We start from the raw sequence: 17,158 nt of genomic DNA, 5'->3' as shown, positions 1-17,158 counted from the left end.
GTTCGGCGCCCGTGAGCGCCGGAAAACCTAGTGGATTGATTTTGCCATTTGCAGCCCCTGGCGGCTGGGATGCGTCTGCACATGTCAAAATCGTAAAATCCACTAGAATCAAACAAATGCTAGTGGTTCGAAACGATTCTGACATTTGAGCGCGCCCTATCCGATAGGGTATCAAATGTCAGAATCGAACCTCTAGCGCCAGTCGCGCCAGGACCGCGACAGTTGCCCGGCACAGTTGATTATCCCGACAAGCGAATAGGTCTGCGGAAAGTTCCCCCACAGCGCGCTCGTCTCGAAGTCCATGTCCTCCGACAGGAGGCCGGATTGGGTGCGGTGCGAGAGCATCGCCTCGAACAGCCGCCGCGCCTCCTCGTCGCGGCCCGAACGGTGCAGGGCCTCGATCAGCCAGAAGGTGCAGATGTTGAACGCGGTCTCGGGCAGGCCGAAGTCGTCCTCGTTGGCGTAGCGCAGCATGTGCTCGCCCCGGCGCAGCGCCTTCTGGACCGCGGCGAGCGTTGCCTGGAAGCGCGGATCGTCAGCCTCCACGAAGCGCAGCTCGACCATCTGCAGCAAGCTGGCGTCGAGCTGGTCACCGCCAAAGCTCGCGGCGTAGTGGCCTCCTGCCCCAAAATCCTCGAACTCGGGCTGCTCGACCGCGTGCCACGCGCCATGTTCGATGTTCTGGCGGATCGTGTCGGCGCGTTCGCGCCAGAAGGCTTCGCGATCGGGCAGGTCGAGCAGTTGGGCCGCGTTGGCGAGGCGATCGCAGGCGGCCCAGCTCATCACGCTTGAATACGTGTGCACGGCGGTGCGGGTGCGCAGTTCCCACAGTCCGGCGTCGGGCTGGTCGTGGGTGCGCCAGGCCATCTCGCCGACTTTCTCGAGGCTCTCGAAATCCTCGTGATTGGCCATGCGCAAGAGCCGCTGGTCGGAGAAGGCCTGGATCGAGGGCAGGACGATCTGGCCGTAGCAATCGTTCTGGACCTGATAGTAGGCCGCGTTGCCGATGCGCACCGGACCCATGCCGCGATAGCCGGCCAGATGCTCGGCTTCCCATTCGATGATGCTCTTGGCGCCGCTCACCGCGTAGAGCGGCTGGATCGCGCCGCCTTCGGCATCGTCGACGATGTTGCGCAAGTACGCGAGGTACTTTTCCAGAACGTCGAGCGCGCCCAGGTGGTTGAGCGCCTGGACGGTGTAATAGGCATCGCGGATCCAGCAGTAGCGATAGTCCCAGTTGCGCTGGGAATTGGGCGCTTCGGGAATCGAGGTGGTGAGCGCGGCCACGATCGCGCCGGTTTCCTCGTGCTGGCACAGCTTGAGTGTGATCGCGGCGCGAATGACGGCTTCCTGCCAGTCGAGCGGGGTGGCCAGGCTGCGCACCCAGTTGCCCCAATAGCCATCGGTCAGTTCGTACATCGTCTCGATTTCGTGCTCGACGTTGCCGCTGAACGGCTCGTCGGGGCCGAGGAAGAAATGCAACGGGCGCTCAAGGCGGAACAGCCGCTCGTCGAGAATGTAGCCGACCGGCGCATCGGTCGTGAGGCGCAGGGCGTTGCGCTCGACCAGATAGCGGATGTGGTTCGAGCCGTGGGTGATTGGTGCGGCCTGGGCTCCGTATCCACTCATCGGCGTCAGCACGCAGCGAATGCGGGGTGATCCGCGGACCGGGCGCACGATACGGGTGTAGGCGACCGGGCGGTACATGCGCCCGGCACGCTCGAACCGGGGGCAGAAATCGATGACCTCGACGGCTGCGCCATTGGCGTCCTCGAGCCGCGAGACGAGAATCGGCGTGTTGCGCCGATAATGCTGGGTCACGCGGACCTGGTTTTCCAGTTCGAAGCGCCAGGTCCCTGAATCCTGCCCGCCATCGCCGCGCATCAGCGCGCAGAACGCAGGGTCGCCATCGACGCGCGGAACGCAGCCCCAGACCAACGCCGCGCGTGTGTCGATCAGTCCGTTGACCTGACAATTGCCGATCGGCCACAACTCGAGCGAACTGGTCGCGCCGGGTGAGGGGGAGGGGGAGGGCTCGTCATTGGGGGAAGTCGGGCGCACGGGCGGCCGGGTGCCGGTCTCAGTCATGCAGGTTTTCCGGATCCTTCGCTTGAGGGAGAAGCGTCGAGCGCCGCGTGCAGCCAGGCGTGAACGCTGGCGACATCGGGCAGGCGCCAGTGCGCGGCGCTGGCGCGCGGTGGCCCTACCAGAACGCCGGCGCCGCCGTGCGGGGCCATGGCGCGAAAGGCGTCCTCATCGGTGACATCGTCACCCAGGAACAGCGGCCGGGCACCGGCAAACCCGTCGAGGCGCATGAAGGCATCGACCGCAGCCCCCTTGTCGGAGCCGGGCATGACCAGCTCGATCACCTGCTTGCCGTGCTTGAAGTGAAGCCCGTCGCTGTGCGCGAGGGTCTGCGCGCAGGCCAGTAGCCCTTCGAGCGCTTCGGGGTGGCGGCGGTAGTGAACCGCGACGCTGTAGGGCTTGGGCTCGACCAGCATATCCCCGTTGGCCTGGGCAAAGTCGCGCAGACGGGCGATCACGCTGCGGGCGATGGGGGCCGCCAGCGGCTGGACCGTACGCGTGCCCGCTGGACGAAACTCGCCCCCGTGCGATCCGGCCATGGCGATGTCGAGCGGGCCGAGCATCGCTTCGAGCGCGGCAATGGCACGCCCGCTGACGAGCGCGAGGCGACCCTCCAGCCGATCGGCCAGCGTGGTGAGCAGACCGGGGAGGCCAGGCGGGACAACGACTTCGTCGGGGTGGTCGGCAATCTCCACCAGCGTTCCGTCAAAATCCAGGAACAGGGCCGTGTGCGGCGCGATGCGCAGCGCGGGAGGGGGCGGGAGATCGCGCGTTTGAGCGCCATGTTCCGCCAGCGAGAGACTGTCGCTTGGATCGGTCATTGTGTTCAGTCTTGCACCATCAGTCGGGATATGGCCAGCCCTAAGGCAAGCGGTCGGAGGCGGCGGGCAAGGTACAAGGCCCGGCGCGCGGTCGCCCGGGTAGGGCGCCAAGCCTATCCGGCGGGCGGCATGCCCGGCGTCTTGCCTGGAGTGTTGCCCAGTGTCTTGTCTCGCCTTGACAACAACATTCAAGGACCGGAACAGTTCCGGCCGTTGACCTGTGCGGGAAGGATTGAGATAGGCGCGCGCATCGGCGGTTCGGTCCTGGTCGGGGCGATGGATCGCGGATCGGTGCTGGAGGCTCTCATTTCGGTTTTTGAAACAGGCAGGCGCGCGCTGGAGCGGTGGAGCGCGCTCGACGTCCAATGGGCCAACGCGATTCTGGCGCTGGCGGGGCTGATTCTCGCCGGACTGCTGGCCAACTGGCTGGCCAAGAAGCTGGTGGTGCATCCGGTCGAACGGCTCATCGACCGCACGCCGCTACGCAATGAGGCCGGGGACGTTCGGGCGCTGGTCACGCACCTTGCCAACGTCGTGCCCGCGGTCTTTCTGCTCCAGGGGGTGCCCGAGATCGCGGGGTTACCCGGTGGTCTCGTCGTCGTCGTCCAGGCTTTGGCGCGCGCGTTCATCGTGCTGACCCTGGCGCGGGCGCTGTGCGATCTGCTCGAACTCGGCAACGATGCCTACGAACTCAAGCCCGAGGCGGCGATGCGGCCGATCAAGGGCTATATCCAGATCGGCAAGATCATCGTCTTTGCGGCCGCCGCGTTGCTGATCGTGGCGATTCTGATCGGACAATCGCCGGTCATCCTGCTGTCGGGTCTTGGCGCGGCGGCGGCGGTGCTGATGCTGGTGTTTCGGGACACCATCCTCTCGCTGGTGGCCTCGGTGCAGCTGCGCTCGAACGACATGCTGCGCGTGGGGGACTGGATCGAGATGCCCCAGCTCAACGCCGATGGCGACGTGATCGACATCGCGCTGCATACGGTGAAGGTCCAGAATTTCGACAAGACCGTGACCGCCATTCCCACGGCCAAGCTGATTACCGATTCTTTCCGCAACTGGCGCCACATGCGCGAATGGGGGGGGCGCAGGATCAAGCGGGCGCTGCGCCTGGATCAGACCAGCGTGGCCTTTCTCACGCCGGTTCAGTGGGAGGCCTTGCGCGCGTTTGCGATCCTGCGCCCCTACATGGCGCAGAAGGATGCCGAGATCGCGCGCTGGAACCAGTGCAATCACGTTTCAGGCGGGCCCGCGCAGCCGGGGGTGAACCAGCGTCAGCCGACAAATCTGGGCACCTTTCGGGCCTATGTCGCGGCGTATCTGAAGGCGCATCCGCGTGTTTCGGACCAGGGGACCTTGCTGGTACGCCAGCTCGATGCGACCGAGACCGGTCTGCCGCTTGAAATCTACTGCTTCACCACGACGACCGACTGGCTGGAATACGAAGCCATCCAGGCCGACATTTTCGATCATTTGATCGCGATCGTGCCACGCTTTGGCCTGCGTCTCTTTCAACGGCCGGGCGGTTTCGACGTGGCGCTTGCGAGGGCGGGCGATCGCGGGCAGGGCGCCGCCGCCGGGAACGAGATTGCTCCATCCTCGTGAGTTTCCGGCAAAATGGATGTTCTTGCGTGAACCGGATGCCGGGGCGTGGCCGCCCGGGTGCCGGGTGGTGCGCTTCAATTGCAACCAGAGCGGTGCGGAATTGTCCGGAGGTGGCGTTGCATCGCAACACGGATGCAGTATCCAGAAACTACCGATTTTCGCTCGTTGGACGATTTTTCAGAGCTTAAGATTTGGAAGCGAATGATGGCTGATGTTGTTCCGGTAATCTTGTGCGGTGGCAGTGGCACGCGCCTGTGGCCGCGAAGCAGGGCCTCCAAGCCCAAGCCTTTTCTGCGTCTGGTCGGCGATCGGACCCTGTTCGAAGAAGCGGTCGCGCGTTGCCCGGCTTCCGGCGGGTTCGCACCTCCGGTGGTCGTGACGGGGGCCCAGCATCTGGCCCATGTCGAAGCCCAACTGGGCGGCGAAGGGCGCATCATCGTCGAACCTTCGGCGCGCAACACAGCGGCCGCGATCGCCTTGGCCGCGTTCAGTCTTGCCGAAGACGACATCATGCTCGTGTGCCCGAGCGACCACTACATTGGCCGGCCGGAGGTCTTTGCCAAGGTCGCTCAGGAAGCGGCGGCTCTGGCGCGCGAAGGGTGGCTGGTTTCCTTCGGGATCGCAGCGACCGCGCCCGAAACCGGGTTTGGCTACCTCAAGCGTGGAGAGCCGATCGAGGCGGCGGACGGATCGCGTGGTTTTCGAACCGCGCAGTTCATCGAAAAGCCCGACCTGGCGCGCGCGGAAAGCTTCCTCGCCAATGGTGGCTATGCCTGGAACGGCGGGATTTTTGCCTTCCGCGTAAGGGATTTTATCGCCGAGTTGGAGGCGCATCGCCCGCAGATCGCGCGCGTCGTGCGCCAGGCGGTGGACGAAGGCCTGGCCGATGGTCGGCGCTTCCACCCCGATGCGGCGCTGTTCGCTACCGTGGAAAGCGACTCGGTCGACTATGCCGTCATGGAGAAGACCACCCGTGCCGCGATGGTCCCGGCCGCCATGGAATGGTCGGATATCGGCAACTGGCCAGCGCTTCATGACGCGCTTGATCGCGATTCGAACGGCAACACCACCCGCGCGAGCGGCGCTGTCGAGCTGGTGGATTGTAGCAATGTCTTTGTTGACAGCGACGGTCCGCGCGTGTCGGTGATCGGGCTCAAGGACGTGGTTGTCGTGATCGATGGTGACGATGTCATGATCACCAGCATTGCAGGCGCGCAGAAGGTCGGCAAACTGCTCGGTGCAACGAGCCAGTAAGGAATAGAAATGAGTGCTTCGCTTCCCGTTCGCACCGTGGCCAAGCCATGGGGCATGGATGTCCTGCCCGCCCCGTTTGTTGCGCCGGCTGGGGAACGCATCGGGGAAATCTGGTTCGAACCGCCCGCGGACTTGCCCGAACTTCTCGTCAAATACATTTTTACCAGCGAAAAGCTCTCGGTTCAGGTCCATCCTTCCGACGCGCAGACGCTGGCCAAGGGCATTGGTCGTCAGGGCAAGGAGGAATGCTGGCTGATCGTTGACGCTCAGCCCGGTGCCACTCTGGGTATCGGCTTCGATCAGCCGATTGACGAGGACGCCATGCGGGAAGCCGCGCGTGACGGTTCGATCGAACAGCGCATGACCTGGCACGCGGTCGCGCCGGGCGATTTCTTCTACATTCCGGCCAACACCGTCCACGCCATCGGGGCGGGTGTCAGCCTGATCGAAGTGCAGCAAAACAGCGACATCACGTATCGCCTGTTCGACTACGGGCGGCCGCGTGAACTCCATCTGGAGGAAGGCATGGCCGTGTCACGCGGGGAGATCTACGATCTTGCGCGCTGGTCGAAGCGGGTTGCGCCCGCACAAACGCAAGTCCTGGTGGATGGTCCGCTGTTTGTACTGGACCAGCTTGCCGGCTTTCCGGATGCCGTGACCCGGTCCCGCTTTCCCGGGGCTTGCCTCGTCATCCCTCGGGAGGGAGCCCTCACTGTTCGCGGCGAGGCGCTTTTGCCGGGCGGATGTGCTTGCGTGGCGAGCCTGTCGGATGTCGTTTTCGACGAAGCCGGGACGTGCCTTCTGGCGCGCGCGGCCTGACCAGACGGGGGCCAACAACCGCATCGCGGCGGTCCCAGTGCTGTGTGACTGCGCTGGAGGCAAAGGGGGCGGCGTCACCGGTTGCGGGGCGGTTTGTCGGAACTGAGATTGGGATGATGGGAATGAAGGAACTTATCGCGTTTGATCTCGATGGGACGCTTGCGCTCAGCAAGCAGCCCCTGACCGACGACATGGCTCAACTTCTGGCCGATTTGCTTGACGTGGCCCACGTCGCGGTCATTTCGGGCGGAGACTGGCCGCAGTTCGACAAGCAGGTCGCCTCGCGGCTGCCCGAACGGGCGAACCTGTCACGCTTGTGGATGATGCCCACCAGCGGTGCCAAGCTGTTTGTCCATCGTGGCGGGCAATGGGCTTCGGTTTACGCTGAGCTGTTCAGCGAGGCGCAAAAAGCGCAGATCTTGGCTGCTTTCGACGAAGCGCTCGAGGCGACGGGCTTCGTCCCCGAACAGACCTGGGGCGAACGGATCGAGGATCGTGGTAGCCAGATCACCTTTTCGGCACTGGGGCAGCAGGCCCCGCTTGAAGCCAAGGAAGTGTGGGACCCCGATTTTGCCAAGCGCAAGGTAATTCAGGCCGATCTGGTGAGGCGCCTGCCTGGTGTGTCGGTCAATCTGGGGGGAGCGACTTCGGTCGACATTACCCAGCCCGGTGTCGACAAGGCCTGGGGGCTCAAGCGCCTTACCGTGCATTCGGGTGTGGCCGAAGGCAAGATGCTGTTCATTGGCGATGCGATCTTCCCCGGCGGTAACGACTATCCGGCCAAGGCCATGGGGCTGGACACTGTTTGCGTGCGCGACCCGGCGGACACGGCCAACGTGGTTACCGCGATCATCGCCTGCCTGAAGGACGCCTGACCAACGGTGGTCCGCGATCGCGGGCTGCGCGGATTTATCGGAGTTCGCTTGGAATTTCGCTGGAAGCGCATTTCACCGCATCCCCCCACGCCTTCACCTGTCGCTCTGAATATGCCGCTGCCGGGTGAGGGCGTGGGCCGATGCGGTTATGAAGATGCCCGCTGAGGGTATTTCCCGGACACCCTCCTCGTGGGGTGTCCTGGCCGTCCTTGCTCAAGCCGAGAGTTCTGCTTCTGGCTGGGGGCTGAGGTGTTTGTGCTCATGCGGGCCTGCGAAAGGCTGCTTTGCTGCGCTTTTGGTGTTCACGTACTGAAACTACGCTGTGCGCCGGTTTTCAAAATCCATCGTTCCCGGCTCCTCCTGAACGGAATTCCGAAAACCTGACTGGCTTGCTTCGGACACGTGACTCCCTATCGGATGGGCGCACTCAAATTCCAGGATTTTTCCAACCACTCGCCTTTATGGGAGTTGAGTGGATCGTGGAGCCTGATCCAAAAGTCGCCACTCGGCGACTTCTGGGAGTGCGGGCCGGTGCCGAACTTCCGGATCGGGCTCTTACGACTAGGACATTGGCACACTCACCCCATCCACCAGGGGATGCAATTGTAAAAATCACTCCATTCGAGCCTTGCCGCGTGCGCCTCGGATAGTGACCACGGTGCGTTGCAGTACTGGACGCGGGGCCTATATGGCGCATGAAGGCTTGCGGAGGGAGCGATGCCGGCGTTTTATCTTACATTCCTCGCAGTGCTCTTGACGGGTATTGGTGCGCGTGACCAGATGACGGTCGCCGCGCTTTCGGCCCGGCAGGGCGGGCGGCCGGCAATCCTGATCGTGGTGCTGGCGTGCACGCTGGTGACAGCGGCGTTCGCCAGCTGGGCGGCGATCGCGATGCTGGAGCGCTTGCCGGCACCGGCCCGGATGATCTTCGCGGGCATCGCGCTTGGGCTTGCCGGTCTGGAATCGCTGCTGTTCACCAAGCGCCGTGCGCCGCGCGAGCCGACCCATTCGCTCGGCGCGCTGGGTTTCGTTCTACTGGGGCACCAGATTACGGATGCCGCGCGGTTCGTGATCTTCGCGATGGGCGTGGCGATGGCGGCTCCGTTCGTTTCGGGGCTGGCTGGTGCGCTGGGCGGGAGTGCGCTTGTCGGCGCAGCCTGGGCCTTTCCGCAGCTCGCGACACAAGCCTCGCTGCGCTGGGTCCGGCGGGGGGCCGGGGTGATCCTCCTGTTGATCGCGCTCAATGTCGCCCTTGTGCAAATGCGTATTCTGTGATCGCTTTTTTCGATTGAAACAAAGTCTTATAAGCCGAGTTTTCAATCATATATTGGCGCCATCCTAGCACGGTGGTGAGACAATAAGGAGGGTTACATCATGGCTTCTAACGATAACGCACAGGGCGCACTGCTCGATAGCCTCAACGGGCTGCTGGCCGATACCTTCGCGCTCTACATCAAGACCAAGAACTTCCATTGGCACGTCAAAGGCCCGCACTTCCACGATCTTCACCTGTTGTTCGACAGTCAGGCGGGCGCCGTGCAAGGTTTGGTCGACGTGATTGCCGAGCGGGTACGCAAGCAAGGCGGCACCACGCTGACCAGCCCGCAGTCGATCGTCGCTAAGACGAAGATCACCGCGCAGGACGATACCTCGCTCGACGCGATGGCCATGGTCAAGGAACTGATGGAGGACAACCTCGCTTACGTTGAACGCCTGCGCGAAGTGAAGGCGGCGGCTGGCGAGGCAGGTGACAATGCGACAGACGGCATCGTCGACGACTGGACCGACCAGGCCGAGGAACGCGTCTGGTTCCTGCGCGAAATTCTCGCGCGCTGAACCTCGCGCGCCGTCCTTACGGCGCCCGATCGATGAACGGCTTCGACGGCCGGGCCCCACGATCCGGGGCCCGGCCGTTTTGCTTGGCACAATCGTCTTGCAGTGCACGCATCTCGCGCTAGACCAAGGCCCATGTCGCAGCTTGAAATCATCGCCGGAGCCCCGAACGAAGCCATCGCCGCCTTTGTGGCCGAAAGGCTCCATGCGGCCCTTTCGGTCTCGGCCGAGGTGGCCATCACCGTGCCGGGCGGTTCGACGCCGTTTCCGATTTTCGAGATCCTCGCGTCGTCCAATCTGCCCTGGTCGCGCATTGCGGTCTGGCCAGGCGATGACCGGCTGGTGGACGAGGATCACCCGGCGAGCAACGTGGGCAAGATCCGCGCGCTTCTCGAACCCGCAGGCGCCCGGATCGTGCCTCTGACGCCCACCGCGCAGCCGCCGCATTTTGCGCTGGCCTGGCTCGGCATGGGCGGGGACGGGCACATCGCTTCGCTCTTTCCCAACACCGATCCGCAAGTCGATGATCCCTCGCCCGTGCGCCGCCTGACGCCCGACCCGCTTCCCCCCGAAGCGCCGTTCGACCGGGTGAGCCTGACCATTCCCGCGCTGGTCGATGCCGATGAGGCGATGTTCGTGATCCGCGGCAGCGACAAGCGGCTGGTGTTCGATGCGGCGGCTGCCGGGGACAACGATCTTCCCGTTGCGCGCTTCCTGCGCACCTTCCCCAAGACGGTGACGTGCTTCTGCTGAAGCGACTGGTCTTCGCACTGCCCGCACCGCTTCATCGCGGGCTGTTTCGTGTGGCCCATGCGGCGCGCAAGGCCCTGTGGAAATGGCGCAAGCCGCGCGTCGAAGGGGTGCGGGTCCTGGCGTGCGATGCGCAAGGGCGGATTATTCTGGTCCGCCACAGCTACGGCTCGGATGCCTGGATGCCATCGGGCGGAGGGCTTTCGCGCGGGGAGGACCCGCTGGTCGCCGCAGCGCGCGAATTGCGGGAAGAAACCGGCTGTCGGCTCTGCGGCGCGCGGCTCGTCGCAGTGACAGCCGAGGACCTGCACGGGGCGAGCAACGTCGTGTACATCGTTGCGGGCACCACGCGCGATACGCCGGTGCCGGACGGGCGCGAGATCGTGGCAGCAAAGGCTTTTGCGCTCGATGTCTTGCCCACGCCCATGCCCAAGGGGCTGGCGGCGAAGATCGCGCTCTGGCTGGATGAGCGCCCGCTAGTGGATTGATTTTGGTATTTGCATCCCAGGCGGCTGGGATCGGCCTGCAAATGTCCGAATCGAACCACTAGAACAGTGACAGCTGGCCACCGTGTTCGGCCTTGGTCCGCGCGGTGTCCTCGTCCTGATCGAGATGCGAGAGCGTCAGCCCCATCAGCCGCACGGGCTGGGGCAGGGGGAGCATTTCCTCGAGCAGCGCGTGGCCGATCGCGGCAAAGGCACTTTTCTGCGATATGGCATGGTGAACCGAGCGTGCGCGTGTGAGCGTGGTGAAATCGGCGTAGCGCAGCTTCAGGGTCACGGTCCGCCCCTGCACGCCCGCGCGTTCGATGCGCTCCCACACCGTCTCGGCAATGCTGCCGAGCGTTTCGCGCAAGGTCGGCGCGCCTTCGATGTTCTGTGCAAAGGTCCGCTCCGCGCCGAGCGATTTGCGCGGACGGTTGGCGCGGACCTGGCGCAGGTCGACGCCGCGCGCGGCGCGAAACAGATAGTCGGCGAAGCTGCCGAAATGGGCGCGCAGAAAGGCAAGATCCTTCGCCGCGAGATCCGCGCCGGTCTCGATGCCAAGCCGCGCCATCTTCTCGGCGCCGCGCGGACCCACCCCATGGAAGCGGCGCACCGGCAGGCCGGCAACGAACGCGGCGCCCTGGCCGGGGCGGATCACGCAAAGCCCATCGGGCTTGTTCTGGTCGCTGGCGAGCTTGGCGAGGAACTTGTTGTACGACACCCCGGCGCTGGCGGTGAGGCCGGTGTCGGCCTTGATGCGGGCGCGGATCTGCTCGGCGATGCGGGTTGCCGAACCTAGCCCCTTGCGATCCTCGGTCACGTCGAGATAGGCCTCGTCGAGCGAGAGGGGTTCGACGTCGGGGGTGTAGTCAAGGAAGATCGCGCGGATCTGCGCGCTCACTTCACGATAGACGTCGAAGCGCGATTTGCAGAAGATGAGATCGGGACACAGTCGCAGGGCGCGCGCGGAGGGCATGGCCGAGCGCACGCCGAATTTGCGCGCTTCGTAGCTCGCCGCGGCGACCACGCCACGCCCCGAAGGACCGCCCACCGCCACCGGCTTTCCGCGCAGCGCGGGATTGTCGCGCTGTTCGACGCTGGCGAAGAAGGCATCCATGTCGACATGGATGATCTTTCTGAGGCCGTCGGCCTCGTCCTCGTCGTGATCCTGGCTGGCGGACATGCGCGGTATATAGGGTGCAGGGTTCGAAAAGTATCCTCGTCCATGCGAATTGTTCTGGCCTAACCTTCGCGCTTGCGGCATTCGCGGGCCATGTCCTCTCCCCAGTCCCGTCACCAAGCCTTCCCCATGGGGCAGGTCGAATTCGTCGCGCTGATGGCGTCCATCCAGGCGCTGATGTCGATGTCTATCGACATCATGTTACCGGCATTGGGGCATATTTCGGGAGACCTGGGGGTATCGGACCCCAATCAGCGCCAGCTGGTCGTGGGGGTGTTCCTCACCTGTGCGGGGATCGGTTCGCTGTTCCCCGGCGCGTTGGCGGACCGATTCGGGCGGCGGCGCGTGGTGCTGTGCGCGGCGGTGGGGTATGTCTTCGTGACTCTGGTTTGCGCGGTTGCCGGCAGCTTCGAACTGCTGCTTGTCGCGCGCGGGGCGGCGGGGATGCTGGCCGCCGCGTTCATGGTCATGCCGATGACGATCCTGCGCGACCGTTACGAAGGCGATCTCATGGCGCGCACGCAGTCGCTGGTGGCGACGACCTTCATGGTCGTGCCGATGATCGCGCCGATTGTCGGCCAGGCAATCATGCTAATTGCCGGGTGGCGCTGGATTTTCGGAGTGACCTGCGCGATGGGCGTCGTCGTGCTGATCTGGTGCGCGCTGCGCCTGCCCGAGACTTTGGCTCCGCAAAACCGCCAGGCGATCCGGCCGCGCGCGATCGTGGGGAACATGGGGCTGGCGCTCAAGGAGCGCTCGGCGATCGGCTATTTCCTGGGGGCGGCGCTCGTTCAGGCGGGCATGTTCGGCTACCTCAACAGCGCCGAGCAGCTGGTTGGCGAGGCGCTGGGCGCGGGGTCGCTGTTCCCGGTGCTGTTCGGGCTGATGGCGATGCTGATGGCCGGATCGAATTTCATCAACGCGCGCATCGTCGTCGCCTTCGGGGCGCGGCGCGTGTCGCACATGGCGTTGCTGGTCTTCGTGGTTATCGGGCTGGTCCACCTTGCGGTGTCGGCCAGCGGTCACGAGGGTTTGTGGACGTTCGTGCCTCTGATGTCGTTGTCGATGTGCATGATGAGCTTCATCGGGTCGAATTTCCAGGCGATCTCGCTTCAGCCTTTTGCGCGGATCGCCGGCGCGGCGGCCTCGGTCATGTCGTTCGTGCGCATGGTGCTGGGCTCGTTGCTCGGCGCGATGATCGGACAGGCGTTCGACGGGACCGCGGTGCCGATCATGGCCGCGATGAGCGTGATGGGGACGGTGGCGCTGCTGTGCGTGCTCTATTCGGAGCGGGGACGGCTATTCCGCCGTATCAACCCGCCCGAATATTATCGCCAGCACCAGCCTCCCGCGCAGGGGCCGCATCCGGGAGGCGCGGGCTGAACTTCTAGAACTGCGCCGGACGGGCTAGGCCCTGCGGCCGCGGAACAGCTGGACGAGCCCGACGATGATCGCGACGACCAGCAGGAGGTGGATAAGCGCGCTGCTGACGTGAAACACGACGAAGCCCAGTATCCACAGCACGATCAGAATGCCGACGATGGTGAAAAGCATGGAATTTCTCCTTTAGCGATTTACCGGATTAACGTGCGAGCAACACTTCGGCTCCCGTCACCTGCGGTCTTTGCGGCATTGTTTGGCGCAATTTCTCCGTTGTCTGTCGCATGAACCACTCGAATGGCGGCATTGCTCTTGCCGGTGAAGGCGGATGCGTGCAGCGCGGGGCTCGGCGAACGCGAATCGCCCCTTTTGCATAAGTGTCCCGCTACGGCTCTTCGGGAAGCACGAGCCAGAAAAGAGGAAGCGCACGGGCAACCGGGGCTCGTCGAGAGCAGGCCTTTGGCTAAAGGCGCTACGTCGCCGTGCGGGAGGCCTTGTGCGGTGTGGGGCCAGGCGCCACCTTTGAGGCGATGACCGGCACATGCGTCCCTTTACGCCCCCCGTCTTTCGACGCCAGTGACGATCTGGACGGGCTGCTTCGCGCGATCCGCGCATGCCGGGTCTGCGCCGAAGCGCTCGGCCATGAGCCGCGGCCGGTGGTGCAGGCGGGACAGGCAGCGCGTATCCTCGTCATCGGGCAGGCGCCGGGCAGCCGGGTCCATGCCAGCGGTCGCGCCTGGGACGATGATAGCGGCGATCGGCTGCGCGCCTGGACGGGGCTCGACGCCGCGCTCTTTTATGACCCCGATCGCGTTGCGCACATGCCCAGCGGATTTTGCTATCCCGGCAAGGCCAGGGGCGGAGACAAGCCCCCGCGCCCCGAATGCGCGCCGCTCTGGCACGAGCCGCTGCGCGCGCGCTTGCCGCAGGTGCGGCTCACGCTGCTGGTGGGGCTCCACGCGCATCGGCGCTATCTGCCGCGTGGCTTTGCGCGCACCTTGACCCAGGGTGTCTTACGCTGGCGCGAGGCGCCCGATGGGCTGTTTCCGCTCCCCCATCCGGCCTGGCGCAGCCGCCTGTGGATGGCGCGTAACCCCTGGTTCGACGCCGAAGCGCTTCCCGCCCTGCGCGCCCGCGTTCGGGCAGCGCTGGAGGCCTAGACGGTACGCACGAATTCAAATGTCCGCCTTGGGCCGGTTGCAGACTGGTAGGTTTCGGTGGGCGATCCAGCGAAGCTGCCCTTCATTCATCAAGGAATGCGACTACGGCTCACGCCTGCAACTCATCCTCAATCATTCAATTTTTCCTTGAGGCTCGAAACCAGCGGTGCAAGCTCTGTCGCAGCGTTCTGCACATAGATTGAACACAGGCCTCGCCGAACTATAATTTCGGAGATGAATCCTAAGCGTTCGCCTAACTTTACAAAGTATAGGTGGTGATCGGTGGTATCAATTGCGACTTGTTTGATCGTGGCGACAATCTGGTCTTGGCTGATAGCTGGACATTGACAACGTTGCTGCACAAGACCCGCTACCGTCTCTGCGTTCTTTTCTATGTAACCAAATACGACCGCCTCGGGGGCGCCTTCTGGCAATTCGAGAACATGGTCGTTCGACTCTGCCAAGGGTGGATTGTCACCGTCAATGACCGCCACTGCTTTGTTCTTGATTGTCGGGTTAGTGTTGTGGTGCTTCAGAACTTCCACGACGTAGGGGAAGCCACCTGCTTTATGGATTTCAGCCTGGTCCAGGATTTCCGGCGCATATTGACGGAGAATCTCGCAACACAGGTCTTTTGCGAACTCGTCTTCGACAAAAATCGCGCGGTCTTTGCTCACCGTGCCCGTCAGCGCCCTCAGGCTCTCAATCGTGAGCTTGCCCTGATAGGCTACTCCATCAATGCATCCCCAAATTGCTTTAGGCGGCAGAACATCGAGCGCATACTCAGAGTGCGTCGTGAAGATGACCTGAGCCTTCTTCCTTTTCGCCACGTCAAAGAGGTATTCGACCATCTTGCGCGTTGCGAGAGGATGGAGGCCGTTTTCAATCTCTTCAATCAAGATCAAGGCATTGTCATCGGCCTCTTCAATCTGCGACACCATCTCGATAATTGATGCTTCGCCTGCTCCGAAATGGAATTGGGAATAGTCGTTTGCGTTTTTCATGCCGACCAGAATGGACTTGTTTGGATCTTTGTTTAGCGTGATCCGCTCATACCCAGAGGCGTCCTTGCCGAGTATGCGTGAAACGCAAGCCGAGACATTGGTGTCGATGGCGCTTGTAGTTATGTCGGTCTCGTTGCCCATCCCAATAAATCGTTTGAACCTGTTCTGCTCGTTTGCAGGCACAGTCCGTTGAATCGGGATGATGATGACCGGTCGGTCGGGCACATTGTCGCGTCGCCATTTTGCTGACGCGAACCGTGCATTTCGTGTAAATATGCCAGACGCATTCACTGAGCGATCAATTATATCGTAGTCGATCCGCCAATTTGCCATGCTGTTGTCCCCGATATTCGATTTCGGGAAGAAATTTCCAGGCTTGACAGACTTATATGCGATGGCCGCAGCACCCAGAACAGTGGATTTTCCGCCACCATTTGTTCCGATAATGGCTGTTACAGGGAAATCGAAAGTGATTGTCTGATGCTCGAAACTGCGAACATTCGACATGCGCAGGGTCGGTAAGTAGTTATGATAGGACAACTTTTTAACGCGCTCTTCCAAGCTGTCGATGTCTGATTTTTGGATGTCCATCTGCCGCCCCTTAGACCTTAAATTGCTAGTTATCGCAGGGCACTATCATCCGACGAAGTCGAAGCAAAGAACACTTGGGTCATTCGACAGTCGTTCGGTGGCGTTGGCGGGAACGATCGCTGCCCGACTTGTGTGCTATCGCCAGCTAGACCGGCGAAAGTGAGTGGGTTCATGGCTCGAGCGAACGACGGCTTTCGAAAAGCCGCTCCAAGCGCTTCAACGGCTTGGATGGGCGCAACGTGCCCAAGAGGCCGACGCCTATCTGGTCATCGCCTGATAGGTCACCTCAACGCCTTCAACGTCGGTTGAACGTTCGAATATTCGCGATTTTGCAGCGTATCTAACCAGTAGGTGGTCTGCCGTGAGCCATTGCACTTCCGCCCAAGGGCCTCCCCATGCCCCCGTACGTGCGGCTCCATGGTCATCATCCGCTCGAAATGCGTTGCCGCTACCAGACAACTTTACGTCTGCGGCCAAGATTGAAATCTGTGTCGAAAAACCTGTGGTCGCCCCGCAGTCCCGCTGGAACAAATCGGCTCTATGCTCACCATTCGGCGAGATGGCGCTCATGACCAAAGTGTTCGTGCATGCATCTGAGCATCCGGCGAGGACGGCTAGAAGTGCAGCGATGAGGAGAGTTCGCATACCGGAAACCTAGTGAGCTGGGCTAACTCGTCAACGTGCGCTAGCTCGCTTCTTCAACCTCGGATCAGCTTCAGGAAGCGATACCGGACATACGGCTTCCTGGAGCAGTCAATCGGCCAGCGAGCGACCGACAAGGGCGCGTCGTCGTCAGCCAGCACCGCAGCCTTGCCGACGGAAGCTCGCGGGTGCACCATAAGTGCCATGGCTCTTATCCGGTATCTCACGACCTTTGCGAAATGGCTGGCGTTCGAGTTGGTCGCGCTCCTTGGCGCAGTGGCGTATGTCTTGCTTAGCAACATTCTACCGGAGAGTGGCGGACAAGTGCTGGCCGCGATCACTCTACTCTTGATCGTTGCGGCGATTGGCCTTCGCTTGGTGCGGGTTCTGCGAGGTCCTGTTGGCGCAGTTCAGCGATGGTCAAAGAAGTAATTTTAGCGCAAGTGCGGTGCGCCTGTATCCATAGAGCGGACGGACAGCTCCCAAGCGCGTCAAATCAGGCACTGAGCGCCCGACTTGGGCGCCTGGCCGACCTGCGGCCTCGGAGGCTGGGCGCGATGCGCGGCCCCCAGGCCGTCGAAAAATTTGGCCCGAGACCAGCCCAGCGGCATACGCCCCATTGCCGGCATCTGACTACCGTGTCACGCTTGGCTGACGAGCATGGAAAGGCG

15 protein-coding genes are annotated in these 17,158 nt (G+C 63.0%); 10 read left to right on the top strand and 5 right to left on the bottom strand.

Annotation, left to right across the window (positions count from 1 at the left end):
- Window positions 1-192 precede the first annotated feature (192 nt).
- Window positions 193-2,088, bottom strand: a complete 1,896-nt coding sequence (locus MTR62_RS10490; RefSeq protein ID WP_244020431.1) for a glycoside hydrolase family 15 protein — start codon at window positions 2,086-2,088, stop codon at window positions 193-195.
- Window positions 2,085-2,780, bottom strand: a complete 696-nt coding sequence (gene otsB / locus MTR62_RS10485; RefSeq protein ID WP_244020429.1) for a trehalose-phosphatase — start codon at window positions 2,778-2,780, stop codon at window positions 2,085-2,087. The genes MTR62_RS10490 and otsB overlap by 4 nt, the downstream gene beginning before the upstream one ends.
- Here otsB and MTR62_RS21480 point away from each other — a divergent pair.
- The 8 genes from MTR62_RS21480 to MTR62_RS10445 all read left to right on the top strand — a co-directional run bounded on the left by MTR62_RS21480 (window position 2,763) and on the right by MTR62_RS10445 (window position 10,533).
- Entirely contained in the window at window positions 2,763-4,514 is a 1,752-nt protein-coding gene (locus MTR62_RS21480) for a mechanosensitive ion channel family protein (protein WP_244020419.1), read from the top strand. The genes otsB and MTR62_RS21480 overlap by 18 nt on opposite strands.
- Before the next feature lie 204 nt (window positions 4,515-4,718).
- The gene (locus tag MTR62_RS10475; protein ID WP_244020499.1) at window positions 4,719-5,768 is read left to right on the top strand and encodes a mannose-1-phosphate guanylyltransferase; all 1,050 of its coding nucleotides are present in this window, start codon (window positions 4,719-4,721) and stop codon (window positions 5,766-5,768) included.
- Window positions 5,769-5,777: 9 nt separating this feature from the next.
- Window positions 5,778-6,587 (top strand): class I mannose-6-phosphate isomerase, encoded by an 810-nt coding sequence (locus MTR62_RS10470; RefSeq protein WP_244020417.1) that lies wholly within the window; start codon window positions 5,778-5,780, stop codon window positions 6,585-6,587.
- 122 nt (window positions 6,588-6,709) lie between these two features.
- Window positions 6,710-7,462, top strand: coding sequence for an HAD-IIB family hydrolase (locus MTR62_RS10465; RefSeq protein ID WP_244020415.1), 753 nt, complete (start codon window positions 6,710-6,712; stop codon window positions 7,460-7,462).
- Between the two features lie 717 nt (window positions 7,463-8,179).
- Entirely contained in the window at window positions 8,180-8,737 is a 558-nt protein-coding gene (locus MTR62_RS10460) for a hypothetical protein (protein WP_244020413.1), read from the top strand.
- A 99-nt stretch (window positions 8,738-8,836) separates the two neighbouring features.
- Window positions 8,837-9,298, top strand: a complete 462-nt coding sequence (locus MTR62_RS10455) for a Dps family protein (RefSeq protein ID WP_244020411.1) — start codon at window positions 8,837-8,839, stop codon at window positions 9,296-9,298.
- Between the two features lie 132 nt (window positions 9,299-9,430).
- On the top strand, window positions 9,431-10,048 hold the full coding sequence (locus MTR62_RS10450) for a 6-phosphogluconolactonase (protein WP_244020408.1): 618 nt from the start codon (window positions 9,431-9,433) through the stop codon (window positions 10,046-10,048).
- A complete protein-coding gene (locus tag MTR62_RS10445) occupies window positions 10,036-10,533 on the top strand; it encodes an NUDIX domain-containing protein (RefSeq protein WP_244020406.1) in 498 nt (165 codons plus the stop codon). The genes MTR62_RS10450 and MTR62_RS10445 overlap by 13 nt, the downstream gene beginning before the upstream one ends.
- Before the next feature lie 58 nt (window positions 10,534-10,591).
- Here the strand turns inward: MTR62_RS10445 and dinB are convergent, their stop codons facing one another.
- Complete coding sequence (dinB, locus tag MTR62_RS10440) at window positions 10,592-11,713, bottom strand: DNA polymerase IV (RefSeq protein ID WP_244020404.1); 1,122 nt, start codon at window positions 11,711-11,713, stop codon at window positions 10,592-10,594.
- Window positions 11,714-11,839: 126 nt separating this feature from the next.
- On the opposite strand from dinB, the gene MTR62_RS10435 reads away from it, so the two are divergent.
- Entirely contained in the window at window positions 11,840-13,093 is a 1,254-nt protein-coding gene (locus MTR62_RS10435; protein WP_244020394.1) for a multidrug effflux MFS transporter, read from the top strand.
- Window positions 13,094-13,117: 24 nt separating this feature from the next.
- Here MTR62_RS10435 and MTR62_RS10430 read toward each other — a convergent pair whose 3' ends face one another.
- On the bottom strand, window positions 13,118-13,264 hold the full coding sequence (locus tag MTR62_RS10430) for a lmo0937 family membrane protein (protein ID WP_244020392.1): 147 nt from the start codon (window positions 13,262-13,264) through the stop codon (window positions 13,118-13,120).
- Between the two features lie 356 nt (window positions 13,265-13,620).
- On the opposite strand from MTR62_RS10430, the gene MTR62_RS10425 reads away from it, so the two are divergent.
- A complete protein-coding gene (locus tag MTR62_RS10425; RefSeq protein ID WP_244020390.1) occupies window positions 13,621-14,250 on the top strand; it encodes a uracil-DNA glycosylase family protein in 630 nt (209 codons plus the stop codon).
- Between the two features lie 128 nt (window positions 14,251-14,378).
- On the opposite strand, the gene MTR62_RS10420 is transcribed toward MTR62_RS10425, so the two are convergent.
- On the bottom strand, window positions 14,379-15,845 hold the full coding sequence (locus tag MTR62_RS10420) for an ATP-dependent nuclease (protein WP_244020388.1): 1,467 nt from the start codon (window positions 15,843-15,845) through the stop codon (window positions 14,379-14,381).
- Window positions 15,846-17,158: the final 1,313 nt, after the last annotated feature.

Origin of the sequence: Novosphingobium organovorum (assembly GCF_022832435.1) — a bacterium.
GTDB classification, from domain to species: domain Bacteria; phylum Pseudomonadota; class Alphaproteobacteria; order Sphingomonadales; family Sphingomonadaceae; genus Novosphingobium; species Novosphingobium organovorum.
The sequence above is the reverse complement of the archived record's forward strand: the minus strand, read 5'-3'. Positions and strand labels throughout refer to the sequence as shown.